This window comes from Lentzea sokolovensis, assembly GCF_033949975.1.
Taxonomy (GTDB): Bacteria; Actinomycetota; Actinomycetes; order Mycobacteriales; family Pseudonocardiaceae; genus Lentzea; species Lentzea sokolovensis.
Map to the genome: position 1 here is coordinate 166,176 of NZ_JAXAVU010000019.1, position 16,474 is coordinate 182,649.

Sequence of the window (16,474 nt, forward strand, 5' to 3'; positions counted from 1 at the left end):
GGTGCCGAGAAGCGCGGACCTCGTCAGGTTGCTCAGGTGGGAGCCGAAGCGTGAGCCCGAACTGTCCTGGGGCGACGCCGAGGAGCACGTGGGGTTCGCGTTTCCCGGCGACTACAAGGAACTGCTGTCGGCCTTCGGCAGCGGCGTCTTCGACCACGTCGTCGAGGTGACGTCGCCGATCGAGGACGAGGAATCGCTCGACGTCTTCTTCAGCGACATCTACGAGTCCAAGGAGTTCGACGGCCTCGTCCAGTGGGGCAAGGCCGGGCGCTGCACGCTGTTCTGGCGCACCGGCACGGACGACCCGGACCGGTGGACGATCACCTGGTGCGACGCCGAGTTCTCCGAGTGGGACAGCTACGAAGGGCCGACGACCGCGTTCCTCTTCGACCTGCTCACCGGGAAGATCACGAGCAGGCTCCTCGAGCTCACGCCGACCCGGAACCCCGGGTTCTGGCCTGCCTAACAGGTCTTGAGCAGCACGGCCAGCGCGTCGTGCTCCGGCTGGTCGACGGTCAGCTTGTAGGCGATCTTCACCGAGATCCAGTGCTGCGCGTACGTGCACCCGTACGCCGCGACCGGCGGCTTCCACTTCGCCGGGTCCTGGTCGCCCTTGGAGCGATTGGACTTCGCGGTCACGGCGAGGAGCTGGATGCCGCCGAGGTCGTTGGCGAACGCCTTGCGCTCGTCGTCGGTCCACTTGTCGGCGCCGGACCGCCAGGCTTCCGCGAGGGGGATGGTGTGATCGATGTCGACCTCGCCGGCTTCCTTGATCACCACGCCGTCGTAGGCGCTGTTCCAGGTGCCGGAGACCGCCTTGCAGTCCTTGTCCGTCTTCACGTCCGTGCCCTGCTTCTGCAGCACGATCTCCCTGGTGTCACAGGAGTTCCCCTGCGAGGCCCAGTGCGGGAAGCGGTCGCGGCTGTAGCCGGCCATCTTGCCCTCGGGCGCGATCTTCAGGGCGGCGAGGTCCGACGAACCGGTCGGAACGGGCGCGGGAGTGTTGGGCGGATTCTCCTGGGACGACTGGAGATTCGTGAGGTACCAACCCACTGCCACGAGCAGCACGAAGACCACCAGTGACGTCACCGCCGCACGATTCATGCGGCAATGATCGACCATGCCGATCACGGACCGGTCACCCGGCCCGTGATCCGCGTGTCGGCGCTACGGGCGGGAGGTGAGGTAACCGCCCATGTGCTTGAAGTACTCGTGCGCCTTGAGCTCGGTGCCATCGGCGGTACGAACCTTCTTGACCAGCAACGCCTTGCTCTTTCCGCGCCTCGCCTCGGCGCCGGCGACGATCGTCACGCCGTCGCCCTCGCGGTAGAAGATCCGGCCGGGAGTTCCGCCGTAGACCTCGGCGGACACGTCGGCCTCGATGATCTCCAGGCGCTGGCCGCGGTGGAAGCAGTACGCGCTCGGGTACGGCGCACACTGCGCGCGCACCAGGCGATCCAGCTCCTCGGCGGTCCAGGTGAAGTCGATCCGGAGGTCTTCCTCGGCGCGCTTGTGGAAGAACGAGGCCTGCGAACGGTCCTGCTTCACGAACTCGGTGCGGCCGGACGCGATCTCCGCGAGGCCGTCGACCGTGATCGGGCCGAACAGCTCCAGCGTCTTCTCGAAGAGCACCGCGGTCGTGTCGCGCGGGCCGACCGGAACCGAGCGCTGCAACACGATGTCGCCGGCGTCGAGCGTGTCGTCCATCATGTGCGCCGTCACGCCGACCTCCTTCTCGTCGTTGAGAAGCGCCCAGATCAACGGCGAGAAGCCCGCGTACTTCGGCAGCAACGAGTCGTGCACGTTCAACGTGCCGTGCTTGGGCAGCGCGAAGACCTGCGGCGGGATCCAGGTCCGCCAGTTGCAGGCGACGATCACGTCCGGCTCCGCGGCCTTGAGCGCGTCGAGCAGCTCCTGGTCCTCCGGGCGTTCGCGGACGAGGACCTCGACGCCGTGCTCGCGGGCCAGCTCCTCGACCGAATCGCTCCAGACCTTCTCGTACGCGCCTTCACCCTTGGGGTGGGTCACCACCAGAACGACCTCGTGCTCGGACGCCAAAAGTGCCTGCAGGGTGCGATGACCCCAGGTCTGGAACCCGAACATGACGACCCTCATGGGGGTGTCCTCCTTCACTTAGGTGCGATACGGTCAGGCTAACCTAACTGACGGCTTGCGCAGATAGCTTAGGCTGCCCTAAGTTCGGTGCTCATGCATCCGATCTACGACATCGTCGGTATCGGGTTCGGTCCCTCGAACCTGGCGCTCGCCATCGCTCTGACCGAGCACAACGAGCAGGCCGAAACCCCTGTCACCGCGGTGTTCCTGGAACGCCAGCAGGCGTTCGGCTGGCATCGGGGCATGCTCCTGGACGACGCCACCATGCAGGTCTCGTTCCTCAAGGACCTGGTCACCATGCGGAACCCGACCAGCCGTTTCTCGTTCCTGTGCTACCTCCAGGACCGCGGCAGGCTGATCGACTTCGTCAACCACAAGAACCTGTTCCCGTTGCGCGTCGAGTTCCACGACTACTTCGAGTGGGCCGCGGCCCAGGTCGACGACATGGTCGCGTACAGCACCGAAGCCGTTGGCGTGGAAGCGATTCAGGACGACCTCTTCGAGGTGACAACGGCCACGGGTGACGTGTACCACGCCCGCAACCTCGTCTTCGCGACCGGACTGCGCCCGGCCGTGCCCGAGGGCATCACGCTGTCGGATCGCGTGTGGCACAACAGCGAGTTCCTGCACCGCGTCGGCGAGCTGACGGACCCGAAGCGCTGCGTCGTCGTGGGCGCCGGGCAGAGCGCCGCGGAGGCCGTGGCGTACCTGCACCGCGAGTTCCCCGGCGCCGAGGTGTGCTCGGTGTTCTCCCGCTACGGCTACAGCCCCGCGGACGACAGCTCGTTCGCGAACCGGATCTTCGACCCCGAGGCCGTCGACCACTACTACGACGCCCCGGACGCCGTGAAGCAGCGGTTGATGGACTACCACCGCAACACCAACTACTCCGTGGTCGACATCGACCTCATCGCGCAGCTCTACCGCACCACGTACCAGGAGAAGGTGCTGGGCACCGAGCGGCTGAAGATGATGAAGATGACCCGGCTCGTCGCGGTCGAGGAGTCGCCGGACGGCGCGCGTGCGGTGATCCAGTCGCTGGTCACCGGCGAGCAGGAGTTCGTCGACACCGACCTCGTGCTGCTCGCGACCGGCTACGCCGAGGCCGCGCCGGTCCTCGGCGGACTCGAGGAGCACTGCACCCGAGACGAGACGTCTCGTCTCGTCGTAGGCCGCGACTACCGCCTTCAGACGTCGCTCAGGGGCGGCATCTACCTGCAGGGCGGCACCGAGCACTCGCACGGCATCACGTCGTCGCTCCTGTCCAACGTCGCGGTGCGCTCGGGTGAGATCCTGACGTCTGTGCTGACGAACACCCCAGTGCCGGTCCTCGCGACCGCGTGAAACTCGATCTCAAGCTGACGGGCTGCCGGGCCATCACGATGGATCCGGCACGCCCCGCCGCGCACACGATCGGCATCTGGCAGGGCCGCGTCGCCGGGCTGGACGAGCAGGTCGAGGACCTGCCCGCCACCGAGACCGTCGATCTCGGCAACGCCGTGGTGCTGCCGGGTTTCATCGACGCCCACACGCACCTGGCGTGGAACGGCCGCCGCACCATCGACATCACGGGCCTGACCGCGGTGACGCAGATCCTCGACCGCCTCGCCGACGCACCCGGCACGGGCTGGATCGAGGCGTCCGGTTACGACCGCCGGATCATGGACCGCCCTCTCACCGCCCTGGACCTCGACCGGATCAGCGACGGCAGGCCGGTGTACGTCGCCGACCTGTCCGGGCACGCGTGCGTTGTGAACTCCTTGGTGCTCAAGCAACTTCCGGAGATCACGAGCGACGGCTGGCTGACCGAGAACGAGCAACTGGCCGCGCGGACGCTGCGGCTGCCGTACTCCCTCGACGAGATCACCGCCGAACTGCACACGAGTGCGCGGCAGGTGCTGTCCGAGGGCGTCACGATGTGCGCGGAGGCGGGCATCGGCGCGGGCCTGATCGCCAGCAGCCCGCTCGAAGCGGCCGCGTACCAACGCGCTCAGCTGCCGATCCGCGTGCAGCTCATGGTGTCCGCCCACGTCCTGCACGACGTCGCCGCCGACCCGTCGGACGGCATCCCACGCGCGATCGACCTGGGCCTGCACACCGGTTTCGGCAGCGACGTGCTGTCGATCGGCGCGCTGAAACTGTGGACGGACGGCGGCATGATGGCCCGCACGGCCGCGCTGTCCGAGCCGTACCTCGGCAGCGACAACGCGGGCCGGCTCGCCGAGTCCGAGGAGTTCCTGCGGGCGGCGATCATCGACGGCCACCACGCGGGCTGGCAGCTGGCCGTCCACGCCATCGGCGACCGCGCGATCGACGTCACGCTGGACGCGGTCCAAGAAGCACAACGCCAACGCCCCCGCACGGACGCAAGGCACCGCATCGAACACTGCGGCCTGGTCCGCCCAGAACAACTCGACCGCATCGCCACTCTCGGCATGGTCCCCGTGATCCAACCGACGTTCCTCTACTCCTACGGCGACGACTACAGCGAGATCATGGGCGAAACGCGGGCGCCGTGGATGTACCGCGGCCGCTCGTTCCTGGACCACGGCATCACCGTCGCGGGCAGCTCGGACCGCCCGGTCGCGGACGGAGCCCCGTTGCGCGCCATCGAGTTCATGGTGCGCCGACAGTCATCCAGCGGCCGCGCAGTCGGACCGGCCGAGGCGATCACCGTCGAGGAGGCGATCCACGCGTACACGCTCGGCAGCGCCTACGCGTGCCGCAAGGAGCACGTGCTGGGCAGCCTCACGCCGGGCAAGCTCGCGGACCTCGTGGTGCTGGGCGACGACCCGCGCACGAGCGACGCGATCGCGGAGATCCCGGTACTCGCGACCATGGTCGGCGGCTCGTTCAGCTTTCAGCGAGCTTCTTGATCGCGGCCAGTCGCTGGTCCCACTGAGAGGCGAGCGAGGACATCCACGTGGCGGTGGCGTCGAGCGCGCCGGACCGGACGGAGAAGTTGTTCTCCCGGCCGGCGCGAACGGACGCCACCAGCTCGGCCTTCTCCAGCACGACCAGGTGCTTCACGATCGCCTGACGACTCACCGGCAGCTCACCGGCGAGCGTCGACGCCGAGACGGGCCCCTTGGCCGCCACGAGGTCGAGCACCCGCCGTCGCATCGGATCCGCGAGCGCGGCCAGCACGTCGTCGACCTGACTCACTCGCACACCCCTTCTGCAACCCGTCGGTTGCAGAACAGGCTACTGCAGGTGGAAGGTCGCGGCCAACGTCGTCAGGCGGTCGATGATGTCCGCGTAGACGTTCGTGCGGCGAACCCAGTTCTCGCTCCCGGACGCGGCGGACGGCGGCGGCCCGAGCGGCGTGACCGCGTCCGTGACGCCGTACTCCAGCCGGTACGCGAGGACCGCGATCGCCGACTCGAGCCAGAACGACGGGTCCGGCGTCGGAATCTCGCCCAGCCCGACCCGGAACCAGACGGGCATGCGCGCGTACTGCCCGAGCGCCTCGGAGATGCGCCGCGCGGCCGCGTCCTTGATCTCGCCGCGAGCCTTGTCCCCGGCCAGCACGGCCTCGGTGCGCCACTCCTCCCCCACGGCGTCCTCGTCGGCCTCCAGCCGCTCGGCGGCCCGCTGCGCACTGGCCTCGTTCGCGTTGATCAGCCATTCCATCTGGCGAACCTCGTGCGACAGCGCGTCCCGCTCGAACCGGGGCACCCGCCCACCGTCCAGTTTGGACCTGGCCTCGTCGCGGCGAGCCTTGAGCCCGTCGAACTCCAGCACCTCGGCCTTGAGATCGACCCGCGCCGGATCAGCGAGGATCTCCTGCTCTGCGTCCCACGCCTTGCGCAGCGCCTCGACCAGCGGCTCGACCTCGCCGGACACCGCGTCGAGGTCGGCGAGCGGCCCGTCACCGGCACCGGACAACCGCCGTTCCAGCACCGTCAGCCGAGCCGTGACGCGCTCCAGTTCCGCGGACAGCTGACCGACATGACTGATCAACGTGGCGACCTGCGGCTCGACCACGTCAAGCCGTTCCTTCTCCGTGGGCACGCGACCAGCGAACCGGACAGCAGGGACGTGCAAAAGCGGGTACCCGACGAATGCACGCATTCGAGGAGCGGTTCCGCCCGGCCGTGGCAGCCACCCCTCACGCACCGTCACAACACTGGGTGAACTGGGACAAAACGAGGTATTAATAGAAAATGGCGACCTCCGTTACTGAGACCGAACGCAAGTACGAGGCACCATCGGACGCGAGTCTGCCGGACCTCACCGAGATCACCGGCGTGGCCACCGGCCCGGAGGAGTTCGACCTCGAAGCCACGTACTTCGACACGGACGACTTCCGCCTGGCCCGCGCCGGCGTGACCCTGCGCAGGCGCGTGGGCGGCAACGACGAGGGCTGGCACCTCAAACTCCCGGCAGGCGAAGACTCCCGCCAAGAACTGCGCGTCCCCCTGGGCAAAGCCGTGAAGAAGCCCCCGAAGGACCTCTCGTCCTTGGTACGCGCCCACACCCGAGGCCAGAACCTCGCCCCAGTGGCCGAAATCCGCACCAACCGCCGCCGCTGGCAACTGACCAACGGCACCGGCGAGATGCTCGCCGAGGTGGTCGACGACGTCGTCACCGCCCAAACCATGGGCTCTTCAACGACAACCACCTCATGGCGCGAGATCGAAGTAGAGCTGGGCGAAAGCGGCGACCGCAAACTCCTGGACACCGTAGAACGCCACCTGGGCGAAGCGGGCATAGTCCCGTCGTCCTCCAAGTCCAAGCTCTCCCAGGTGATCGGCGTAAAACGAGACGCAGGCCCCACCCTCGGCAAGAAACCCACAGCAGGCGACGTCCTGCTCGCCTACCTCTACGACCAGCGAGCAGCGCTGCAGAACCAGGACCCCCGAGTCCGCCGCGACGAACACGACGCCGTCCACCAGATGCGGGTGGCCACCCGCCGCATGCGCTCAGCACTACAAGCGTTCGGCAAGATCGTCGACCGCGAACAAACCCGAGCCCTGACCGACGAACTCAAGTGGCTGGCCTCAGTCCTGGGCACCTCGCGGGACCTCGAAGTACTCCGCACGCGCTTCGAGAACAACCTCCACGCCCTACCGCCAGAACTGGCCCTGGGCGACGTCGCGGCCCGCATGACCCGCTACTTCGCCCCACTGGAAGCCAAGGCGCACAAGGACTCCGTAGCGGCCCTGGACAGCGAGCGCTACTTCACCCTCCTCAACACCATCGACACACTGCTGACCGCACCCCCTCTCACACCTCTGGCTTCAGGCAAGGCAAAGAAAGTCCTCCCACGCCTGGTGGAAAAGGCCCGCCACCGCCTGGACGTCCGCGTAGAGGAAGCACTGAAGGTCAACGACAGCGACGAACCGCTGCACGAGGCCCGCAAGGCAGCCAAGCGCCTCCGCTACTCAGCAGAAGTGGCAGAACCAGCACTGGGCAAGCACGCCAAGGCACTGCGCAAGCGCGCGAAGGACGTCCAAACCCTCCTGGGCGACCACCAGGACTCGGTGGTGGCACGCCCAGTCCTGCTGGAGCTGGGCAGGGGCGACGAGAACGGCTTCACCTTCGGCCTCCTGTACGGCCAAGAGGTAGAACTGGCCCACAAAACAGAAGCAGCCCTCCTAGCCCTATGGCACAAACTGAGCAAAGAACACCTCTAGCAACAGCCCACTCACAGCGAAGCCGAAGGCGAGCCGTCTTTACCGAGCGGGCCCGGCGGTGGGGTCCCGTCACGAGTCGCACCACAGCACTTGCTGCATGTGAGAGGGAGGGTCAAGTCGACACGCTTTTCGTCGACTTGACCCTCCCTCTCACATGTGGCCCGCTCTTGGTTCGGCTCGTGACGGGACCCCACCGCCAACGCAACCCAACTACGAAACAGGCAGCCGCCCAACGCAACAGGCGTGCCATCAACCCGCCCGTGGCGCCCTCCCCCCGATCAGATTGCCGGGGGTCTGGGGGCAGAGCCCCCAGGGGAAGCACGCAACGCAAGCTGGCCACCCGCAAGGTCGCCCGCCCGCAACCCAGCCACCCGACAAACCCGCAACTCGCATGGAATTGGTCTAAACCTTGACAGCCAAGACCAACCCCTGAAACCGTGATCGAACGCCGCCAAGGTCCCCCCATGCCCTGTGGAGGATTGGCGTGAAATCAAAACAACTGCAGACCGCACTAGCGGCGCTGGTGATCGCCGGATCAGGAGTGCTGGTGACCGACACAGCCGAAGCAGCCAAGGCAACCACCCTGCAAGAACTGGTCCCCCAGCCGGTCCAGGTGCACCCCAGGGCAGAAACCTTCACCCTGACCGCATCAGCCAAAATCCAACTGGGTTCGCCAGACGCCCGCAAGCCGGCCGAACTGCTGGCCAACGTCCTCCGCCCCTCCACGGGCTACGCACTGCCGGTCACGGACCGAATCACGGGTGACGGCATAGTCCTGACCAACGGCGCAGACCCGAAAACAGGCCCAGAGGGCTACCAGTTGGACGTAACCCCAAAACAGGTAGTAGTCCGCGCCAACACCACAGCAGGCCACTTCAACGGCATCTCCACCCTCCGTCAACTCCTGCCACCCAAGGCAGAGGCGAAGACCGAGCAACGGGGCCCGTGGCAAGTCCCAGGAGCCAGCATCCTGGACCACCCCAGGTACCACCACCGAGGCGCGATGCTCGACGTCTCCCGGCACTTCTTCACCCCGGCCCAGGTCAAGCGCTACATAGACCAGATCCAGCAGTTCAAAATCAACTACTTCCACCTGCACCTGAGCGATGACCAGGGCTGGCGCCTGGAAATCAAGAGCTGGCCCGAACTCACCAAGATCGGCGGCAGCACGGAAGTAGGCGGCCGCACAGGCAAACTCTTCTACACCCAGGACGAGTACCAGGACCTGATCCGCTACGCGGCCAACCGGGGAATCACCGTGATCCCGGAGTTCGACATGCCGGGCCACACCAACGCAGCCCAGGCCAGCTACGCCGAACTGAACTGCGACGGCAAGAAGCGCCCGCTCTACACCGGCACCGAGGTCGGCTTCAGCTCCCTCTGCATCAACAAGGACATCACCTACAAGTTCGTGGAAGACGTCATCAAAGAGGTCTCCGCGATCACCCCGGGCCCGTACTTCCACCTGGGCGGCGACGAGGCGCTCAGCACCCCCGACGCCGACTACACGACGTTCATGAACCGCGTCCTCCCGCTGATCAAGAAGTACGGCAAGACCACCACGGGCTGGCACGAGTTCATCAAGACCACCAAGGACACCACGGCGATCCCCCAGTTCTGGGGCACCGAAACCACCGACGCCAACGTGGCCGCGGCAGCCCAACGCGGCAACAAGATCGTCATGTCCCCGGCGAACCGCATCTACCTGGACATGAAGTACAACAAGGACACCAAACTGGGCCTGGACTGGGCAGGCCTGGTCGAGGTCAAGGACGCCTACGGCTGGAACCCGGGCGCGTACCTCAAGGGCGTGACGGAAGCCAACGTCCGCGGCGTAGAAGCTCCACTGTGGACCGAAACGCTGAAGTCCTCGGCGGACATCGAGTACATGGCGTTCCCGAGGCTCCCGGTAGCCGCGGAACTCGGCTGGTCACCGGCAAGCGTCCACAACTGGGACCGCTTCGCCCCGCGCCTGGGCGCGCAGGGACCACGCTGGAAGATCCAGGGCATCAACTTCTACGCGAGCACCCAGGTGCCCTGGAAGAAGTAGTCCTCAGAAGTACCCCTGCCCGCGGTCCGAGTAGCTGACCAGCAGGTGCTTCACGCGGCGGTAGTCGGCGAGCACGGCGGTGTTCGCCGGGTACGCGTGGTAGTTGTTGATCCACACCCGCTCGGCGCGCAGTTCCTGGCCGACGTTGTGCGCGAGCGCGACGTCGCGGCACCAGATGCCGGCGCCGAACTGGGCGGCGGCCTCGTTGGCGATCTTCAGCGCGTCGTCGCGGTCGTCGAACCGGGTCACCGACACGACGGGCCCGAGCACGTCCTCCGAGAACACGGAAGACCGGTGATCGCCCTCGAAGATCGTCGGCTCGACGTAGTGGCCGGAGGCCGAGCCACCGACAACCAACCGCGCGCCCTCGGCCTTGCCACGCTCCACGTACGCAAGAACTCGATCGCGTTGCGCAAGACTCACGACAGCGCCGACCATGGTGTCGGTGTCGAGCGGGTCGCCCATCCGCAACGCCTGCGTGCGCACCGTCGCGAGGTGCAGGAACTCCTCGTAGATGGCGGTCTGGATCAACGCACGCGACGGCGCCGTCGAGATCTCGCCCTGGTTGGCCGCGAACATCGCGAAGCCTTCCAACACCTTGTCCAGGAAGCTGTCGCGCTGCGCGGAAACATCCGAGAAGAAGATGTTCGGGCAGCGCCCCGCCACCACGGGATGGTCGTCGGATCCGGTCACGACGTTGACGACGCCGGGCGGCAGCAGGTCGGCGATCACGCCCAGCAGCACGTGGATCGAGGCCGGCGTCTGCAGCGCGGGCTCCAGCACCACGGCGTTGCCGGCGGCCAACGCGGGCGCGAGCACGCGGCAGGCGTTCATCAGCGGGAACGTCCACGAGACGCGTTCGTGCACGACACCGATCGGCTGGAACGAGCGGTAGTCGCAGGTGTCGCGGCCGAGCTGCTCGACTTCGCCCACCTCGGTGCGGATGACGGCGGCGAACTGGCGGAACAGCTCGATCAGCAGCGGGATGTCGGCGACCAGGGCCTCGCGGACCGGCTTGCCGTTGTCCCACGTCTCGGCGACGGCGAGTTCGGTCGCGTGCTCCTCGATGCGGTCCGCGATCTCGCACAGCACGGTGGCGCGCTCTCGGGCCGTGGTGCTCCCCCACGCGCGTGCGGCGCCACTGGCCGCGTGCAGCGCACGGGCGCGGTCGGCGTCGGTGCCGCGGGCGACCTCGGTGAACACCTCACCGGTCACCGGTGTGACGTTCTCGGCGTACTCGCCGGCCACGGGCGACACGTAGTCGCCGCCGATGAAGTGGTCGTACCTCGCTCGGTACGCGACCACGCTGCCGGGCTGCCCCGGTGCCGCGTACTGCGTCATTCTCGACTCCCTGCCAGAAGAGGGCCCACACGTAGGCTGAGGTGGGGGAAATGAGAAAGTAGGCAGCAGAACGTTGCATGCTCGTTGCAAGCCGTGGATGGATCAGTGACCCACGAACCCGGGCAACACGCACTGTTGCTGAGTCGAGTCAGAGATGCCGTGTTGAGTGGTACTCACACGGTTGATTTGCCACGCTCAGTGATTTCCGCGTCGTGGCAGCGGTCACTCGCCGCGAACGTCGATCCCGACCTGCACACCGCGCCGACCGTGTTCGCCGCCGACGAGCTCTCCGACCTGCGCGAACGGCATCCGCTGCACCCGACCTTGCCGCTGTTGCGCGAGACGTTGCTGGGCTTCGCGGAGGAGGCCAAGCACATCATGATCGTCGCGGACGCCCAGGGCCACATCCTGTGGTGCGAGGGTTCCAAGGACACCCGCGGCAGCGCGGAGGACGTCGGCCTGGCAGAGGGAACGCTCTGGTCAGAGGGTGCGGCGGGGACGAACGGCATGGGCACCGCGCTGGCGGTGAACTCCCCCGTCACGGTCCACTCGGCCGAGCATCTCGTGCGGACCTACCACCACTGGACCTGCGCGGCGAGCCCGATCCGCGACCCCGACACGGGCACCACGATCGGGGTCGTCGATCTCAGTGGCCCGATCGAGACCGTCCATCCCTCGATGGTGGCACTGGTGTCCGCGTCGGCCCGGCTGGCCGAGTCGGAGATGCTCGCGCGGATGCACGCGCAGGACGAGGAGCTGCGGGCGCGCAACATGCGGCACCTGATCGCGTTGCGCGGTGAGCCCGGCGCGCTGCTCAGTCCTACGGGCCGGGTCGTCGCGGTCGAGCCGTACGGGCTGCTGCCCCCACGCGTCGACGTCTCCGCGGACCGGGTGGAACTGCCGGACGGCCGCGAAGCCGTGCTGGAACCGCTCGCCCACGGCTACCTGCTGCGCATTCCACGCCAGCGGCACGTGCGGCGCAGCGTGCTGTCGCTGTCTTTCCTGCTGCCCGAGCCCAAGGTCGTGCTGGACGGCCGTGAGGTGCCGCTCTCGTTGCGGCACGCGGAGATCCTGTGCGCGCTGACGTTGCAGGGCAGGCTGACCGCCGACCAGCTCGCGCTGCACCTCTACGGCGAACGCGGCAACCCCACGACCGTGCGCGCCGAACTGCACAGGCTGCGCGCCCAGCTGGGCCCCGACGTGCTCGCGACCAGGCCGTACCGGCTCACCGCCGACGTCGAGACCGACTTCCTGGCGGTGCGGGCCGCGCTCAAGTCCGCCGACGTGCCGCTGGCCGCGAGCAGGTACCGCGGCTCGCTGCTGCGCCGCTCCGAGGCACCCGTCGTGCTGGCCGAACGGGACGACCTCGCGACCGGCGTGCGCAAGGCGGTCCTGCAGCGCGGCGACGCGAACGCGCTATGGACCTTCACCCAGACCGACTCCGGCGAGCACGACGTCGAGGCACTGGAACAGCTGGTCAAGCTGCTTCCACCGGACGACGTGCGGCTCGCGATCGCCACCGCCAGACTGAGAAGACTCAGTCAGGACGATTGACACGAGTCTCAAGAACTGAATATCTTCCTGGCTAAGAGACTTAGTTGAGGGGGATGTTTCATGCGTGTACTCATCATCGGAGCGGGGACCGGGGGCCTGTGCCTGGCGCACGGGCTGAAGAAGGCCGGCGTGGACGTGGCGTTGTTCGAACGCGACCGCACGCCGCGCAGCATGCTGATCGGCTACCGGGTGGGGATCAGCCCGGACGGAAGCAAAGCGCTGCACAGCTGCTTACCTCCGGACGTGTTCGCGGAGTTCGTCCGCACCACGGCCCGGCCGCCGAAACACATAGTCATGCGCACGGAGAAGTACAAGGAACTGCTGGTCGGCGACGTCGCGACGGACCTCGACGACAGCCGCAGCGAGAAGTCGGTCAGCCGGATCGCGATGCGCACGGCGTTGCTCGGCGGCCTGGACGACGTCGTCCGGTTCGACAAGACGTTCCAGCGCTTCACCCGCAACGACGACGGCACCGTCACCGCGTTCTTCGAGGACGGCACGTCCGTGACCGGTGACGTGCTGGTGGGCGCGGACGGCGCGCAGTCCAGGGTGCGCAGGCAGCACCTGCCGGACGCCAAGGTGGTCGACACCGGCATCACGTCGATCGCGGGCAAGCTGCCGCTGACCGAGGAGAACGCGAAGCTGCTGCCCCCGCTGGCCGACGGCGGCATCACGTTGCTGTTCGGGCCCCACGGCGAGTTCGTGATCATCCACGTGATGCGCTTCGACGGCACGGGCATCGAGGACGACTACATCATGTGGGGCTACGCGGCCGCGCACCACAAGTTCCCGGACATGAAGGGCATGAGCCAGGCCGAGCTCAAGCAGGCCGTCCTGACCATGACCCCGAAGTTCCACCCGAACCTGCGCAAGCTCTTCGCACTGGCCACGCCGGAGACCGTGTTCCAGATCAGGGTCCGCACGTCCGAACGGCTGCGGCCGTGGAAGCCGAGCAACGTCACGATGATCGGCGACTCGGTGCACCTCATGACGCCCGGCCGCGGCATCGGCGCGAACACCGCGCTGCGCGACGCGGAACTGTTGTCCCGCAAGCTGATCGAGGCCCACAACGGCAAGAACGTCGTAGAGGCGATCGGCGAGTACGAGCAGGAGATGGTCGAGTACGGGTTCAAGGCCGTGGAGGCGTCGCGCGAGATGATGGACGGCACCAGCGTCGTCCACAAGCCCGTGATCGGACGGGCCGCGGCGGCGTTCCAGCGGACGTTCCTGCGCGTGACCAACGCCGTGCCCGTGCTCAAGCGGAAGATGCTGGCCGAGGACGCGGCTGAGCGTGATCACGTAAGTTCTGACCATGAGGTTGTTCACGCCGGGTGAGGTCGTGGTGCGGCGTGAGGTGCTGCACGGCAAGGTCTGGTCCGAGATGCCGACCAGGGTGATCGTCGACGAGCCGGGACTGCTCGCGGTGTTCGTGGAGCCGGGCACCCGGCTCACCTATCCCGACCACCACCACCCGCACCCGTGGGACAAGCCGGAACGCGGCTTCTGGCGCGGCCACGGCAAGCTCATGCTGCACCGCCCGCAGGACGCCTACTCCGTCGACCTGTTCTGGAAGGGCGAGAACAGGAAGTTCGGCAACTACTACCTGAACCTGCAGGCGCCCTACCGTCGCGTCGAGGACGGCTTCGAGACCCTCGACCACGCCCTGGACTACACCCTCGACCCGGACGGCACCTGGGCGCAGCGCGACCTCGACGAGTTCGAGGAGCAGGTCGCGTCGGGCAAGTACTCCGCGCGGGAGGCCGAGGAGATCAGGGCCGAGGGGCTCAAGATCGAGAAGATGCTGGCGTCCGGCGAGATCTGGTGGGACACGGCCTGGGCGGACTGGCGACCACCACTGGATTGGCAGTGAAGGTCCGGCCGCTCACGTTCGACACGCTCGTCGCCGAGATCGTCGGCCAGGTGTCGGAGATCGACGGACGGGTGCGCGTCCTGATCGACGGCGCACCCGCCGCCGAACCCGGCAGGCTCGCGGACGCCGTCGTCGAACCGTTGCGCGCCTTGGGCCGTGCGGTACAGCGCGTGTCCATTGAGGACTTCCTGCGGCCGGCGTCGGTGCGGCTGGAACACGGCCGCACCGACTCGTACTCGTACCGGCACGACTGGTTCGACTTCGGCGGTCTGCAACGCGAGGTGCTCGACCCGGCGATGGACGGCAAGGTGCTGCCGTCGTTGTGGAACGCGGCCACCGACCGGGCCAGCCGCGCCGAGTACGTCGACGTGCCGGAGAACGGGGTCGTGCTCGTGGACGGCACGCTCATGCTCGACCGCTGGCTGCCCGCCGAACTGACCGTGCACCTGTGGCTCTCCCCCGGCGCCTTGAAGCGCAAGACCGCCGAGGAGTGGACGCTGCCCGCGTTCGACGACTACGAGCCGGTGGCCGACCTCTTCGTGCGCTACGACCACCCGGAACGGCCCGGTCTGGTCGAGTCGTGAACCACTCTGCCCGCCGCGGACATAAGCGGGGCAGAGAGGAGGGTCCGTGACCGACGAAGAACTTTGGGGGCAGGTCCGGGCCGGTGTGAGCGAGGCGTTCGGGCAGCTGTTCGAACGCCACGCCCAGGCCGTGTTCGCCTACTGCTTACGCCGCACCGGTACATGGGCGGTGGCCGAGGACCTGGTGTCCGTGGTGTTCATGGAAACCTGGCGCAAACGCACGTCCGTGACCGTCGAGGAGTCGCTCCTGCCTTGGCTCTACACCGTCGCACTGGGTGTCACCCGCAACCACCAACGTGCCCGTACGCGGTACAAGACCGCTCTTGGCAAGGTTGCGCCGCAGCACGCCGACGACGACCACGCCGATGACGTGGCACGGCGCGTGGACGCGGAGTCCAGGACCAGGACGGTGATAGCGAAGCTGGAGAAGCTGCCCGCCGGGGACCGGGAGGTGCTGGAGATGTCCGCGTGGTCGGACCTGAGTCAGGCGCAGATCGCCAGGGTGCTCGGCATCCCGGTCGGCACGGTGAAGTCCCGACTCGCTCGCGCGCAACGCACCGTGCGTGGCGCCCTGGTTGAGGAGGCACTGTGATCAAGCCCGACATCCCGCAGTTGGACCCGATGCGGCTCCAGGTCCGCAAGCACGCGCTGCTCAACGAGATCAGCTCGAAGCCATCCCGGCGGTGGTGGCGTTTCACGGTGCCCGCGACGGCTCTCGTGGCCGCCGTCGCCGTGACGCTCGTGCTGTGGACCCCGACGAACCAGGACGCCTCCGCGTCGTGGACCGCCGAGCCGAGGGCGCCCGGCGACATGTCACCCATGATCGCGGAGTGCGGGAAGACGCTCGACCGGCACGACGCGGAGCGCGGGATCGAGGGCCAGCCGGTCTGGCCGGCCCCGCGTGAGGTGTCGGTCACCGACCACCGCGGCAACATGACGATGGTGCTGTTCACCAGTCCGCAGTCCGAGGCGCTGTGCTGGGGAACACCGAAGGCCGTCGGCATGAGCGCCCACGGCGGCATCGAGGAACGCGAGCCGCTCGGCGACCGCCTGTTCGCCGACTTCGCCCCGCAGATCGGCATGACGGACGTGAGCAGCGGCACCAGCACGACCGTTCTGATCGGCCGGGTGAGCCCGAAGGTCGGCAAGGCGGTCATCGTCACCGAGGACGCGCTGGAGGTGACCGCGAGTCTCGGCGACGGCTGGATCGTGACGTGGTGGCCGAGCCTGGGCAAGCCGAAGCAGGTCCGGCTCTACGACGAAGCGGGCAGCCTGCTGGAGACCGCCCCGATTCCCGTCAAGGACAGGTAGTCTGCAAGGC

The 16,474-nt window shown here is 67.6% G+C and carries 16 protein-coding genes; 11 read left to right on the plus strand and 5 right to left on the minus strand.

All coding sequences use genetic code 11. The annotated features are described in order from the left end of the window. The first annotated feature begins 1 nt into the window (after window position 1). Window positions 2-466 carry an SMI1/KNR4 family protein gene (locus SK854_RS47410; RefSeq protein WP_319981783.1) on the plus strand — a complete coding sequence of 155 codons (465 nt, stop codon included), beginning with the start codon at window positions 2-4 and terminating at the stop codon, window positions 464-466. On the opposite strand, the gene SK854_RS47415 is transcribed toward SK854_RS47410, so the two are convergent. Next, window positions 463-1,104 carry an HNH endonuclease family protein gene (locus SK854_RS47415; RefSeq protein WP_319981784.1) on the minus strand — a complete coding sequence of 214 codons (642 nt, stop codon included), beginning with the start codon at window positions 1,102-1,104 and terminating at the stop codon, window positions 463-465. The genes SK854_RS47410 and SK854_RS47415 overlap by 4 nt on opposite strands. A 63-nt stretch (window positions 1,105-1,167) precedes the next feature. Further along, a complete protein-coding gene (locus tag SK854_RS47420) occupies window positions 1,168-2,115 on the minus strand; it encodes a methionyl-tRNA formyltransferase (RefSeq protein ID WP_319981785.1) in 948 nt (315 codons plus the stop codon). Between the two features lie 93 nt (window positions 2,116-2,208). On the opposite strand from SK854_RS47420, the gene SK854_RS47425 reads away from it, so the two are divergent. Both SK854_RS47425 and SK854_RS47430 read left to right on the plus strand, forming a co-directional pair. Continuing rightward, window positions 2,209-3,459 (plus strand): lysine N(6)-hydroxylase/L-ornithine N(5)-oxygenase family protein, encoded by a 1,251-nt coding sequence (locus SK854_RS47425; RefSeq protein ID WP_319981786.1) that lies wholly within the window; start codon window positions 2,209-2,211, stop codon window positions 3,457-3,459. Further along, window positions 3,456-4,991, plus strand: a complete 1,536-nt coding sequence (locus tag SK854_RS47430) for an amidohydrolase (RefSeq protein WP_319981787.1) — start codon at window positions 3,456-3,458, stop codon at window positions 4,989-4,991. The genes SK854_RS47425 and SK854_RS47430 overlap by 4 nt, the downstream gene beginning before the upstream one ends. Here SK854_RS47430 and SK854_RS47435 read toward each other — a convergent pair. Next, window positions 4,969-5,280, minus strand: coding sequence for an ArsR/SmtB family transcription factor (locus SK854_RS47435; protein WP_245822154.1), 312 nt, complete (start codon window positions 5,278-5,280; stop codon window positions 4,969-4,971). The two genes, SK854_RS47430 and SK854_RS47435, sit on opposite strands and share 23 nt — an antisense overlap. A 39-nt stretch (window positions 5,281-5,319) precedes the next feature. Beyond that, window positions 5,320-6,129 (minus strand): hypothetical protein, encoded by an 810-nt coding sequence (locus SK854_RS47440; RefSeq protein WP_319981788.1) that lies wholly within the window; start codon window positions 6,127-6,129, stop codon window positions 5,320-5,322. Between the two features lie 152 nt (window positions 6,130-6,281). Between SK854_RS47440 and SK854_RS47445 the strand changes: the two genes are divergently transcribed. Continuing rightward, window positions 6,282-7,754 (plus strand): CYTH and CHAD domain-containing protein, encoded by a 1,473-nt coding sequence (locus tag SK854_RS47445; protein ID WP_319981789.1) that lies wholly within the window; start codon window positions 6,282-6,284, stop codon window positions 7,752-7,754. Window positions 7,755-8,238: 484 nt separating this feature from the next. Beyond that, on the plus strand, window positions 8,239-9,804 hold the full coding sequence (locus SK854_RS47450) for a beta-N-acetylhexosaminidase (protein WP_319981790.1): 1,566 nt from the start codon (window positions 8,239-8,241) through the stop codon (window positions 9,802-9,804). A gap of 3 nt (window positions 9,805-9,807) precedes the next feature. On the opposite strand, the gene SK854_RS47455 is transcribed toward SK854_RS47450, so the two are convergent. After that, window positions 9,808-11,145, minus strand: coding sequence for an aldehyde dehydrogenase family protein (locus tag SK854_RS47455; protein ID WP_319981791.1), 1,338 nt, complete (start codon window positions 11,143-11,145; stop codon window positions 9,808-9,810). Window positions 11,146-11,343: 198 nt separating this feature from the next. Here SK854_RS47455 and SK854_RS47460 point away from each other — a divergent pair, with 198 nt between their 5' ends. The 6 genes from SK854_RS47460 to SK854_RS47485 are packed head-to-tail and all read left to right on the plus strand — an operon-like array spanning window position 11,344 to window position 16,464. After that, complete coding sequence (locus SK854_RS47460; protein WP_319981792.1) at window positions 11,344-12,699, plus strand: GAF domain-containing protein; 1,356 nt, start codon at window positions 11,344-11,346, stop codon at window positions 12,697-12,699. A gap of 60 nt (window positions 12,700-12,759) precedes the next feature. Continuing rightward, the gene (locus SK854_RS47465; protein WP_319981793.1) at window positions 12,760-14,034 is read left to right on the plus strand and encodes an FAD-dependent oxidoreductase; all 1,275 of its coding nucleotides are present in this window, start codon (window positions 12,760-12,762) and stop codon (window positions 14,032-14,034) included. Then, the gene (locus SK854_RS47470) at window positions 14,012-14,569 is read left to right on the plus strand and encodes a DUF402 domain-containing protein (RefSeq protein WP_319981794.1); all 558 of its coding nucleotides are present in this window, start codon (window positions 14,012-14,014) and stop codon (window positions 14,567-14,569) included. Before SK854_RS47465 ends, SK854_RS47470 begins: the two co-directional genes overlap by 23 nt. Further along, a complete protein-coding gene (locus tag SK854_RS47475; RefSeq protein ID WP_319981795.1) occupies window positions 14,566-15,153 on the plus strand; it encodes a nucleoside/nucleotide kinase family protein in 588 nt (195 codons plus the stop codon). Before SK854_RS47470 ends, SK854_RS47475 begins: the two co-directional genes overlap by 4 nt. Window positions 15,154-15,199: 46 nt before the next feature. Continuing rightward, window positions 15,200-15,745, plus strand: a complete 546-nt coding sequence (locus tag SK854_RS47480; RefSeq protein ID WP_319981796.1) for an RNA polymerase sigma factor — start codon at window positions 15,200-15,202, stop codon at window positions 15,743-15,745. Beyond that, the gene (locus tag SK854_RS47485; protein WP_319981797.1) at window positions 15,742-16,464 is read left to right on the plus strand and encodes a hypothetical protein; all 723 of its coding nucleotides are present in this window, start codon (window positions 15,742-15,744) and stop codon (window positions 16,462-16,464) included. Before SK854_RS47480 ends, SK854_RS47485 begins: the two co-directional genes overlap by 4 nt. The last annotated feature ends 10 nt before the right edge of the window (window positions 16,465-16,474 follow it).

Coding starts and splice junctions, on each gene's coding strand:
- SK854_RS47415 (WP_319981784.1), bottom strand. CDS start 1,104: ATGAATCGTGCGGCGGTGACGTCACTGGTGGTCTTCGTGCTGCTCGTG.
- SK854_RS47420 (WP_319981785.1), bottom strand. CDS start 2,115: ATGAGGGTCGTCATGTTCGGGTTCCAGACCTGGGGTCATCGCACCCTG.
- SK854_RS47425 (WP_319981786.1), top strand. CDS start 2,209: ATGCATCCGATCTACGACATCGTCGGTATCGGGTTCGGTCCCTCGAAC.
- SK854_RS47445 (WP_319981789.1), top strand. CDS start 6,282: ATGGCGACCTCCGTTACTGAGACCGAACGCAAGTACGAGGCACCATCG.
- SK854_RS47455 (WP_319981791.1), bottom strand. CDS start 11,145: ATGACGCAGTACGCGGCACCGGGGCAGCCCGGCAGCGTGGTCGCGTAC.
- SK854_RS47465 (WP_319981793.1), top strand. CDS start 12,760: ATGCGTGTACTCATCATCGGAGCGGGGACCGGGGGCCTGTGCCTGGCG.
- SK854_RS47470 (WP_319981794.1), top strand. CDS start 14,012: ATGAGGTTGTTCACGCCGGGTGAGGTCGTGGTGCGGCGTGAGGTGCTG.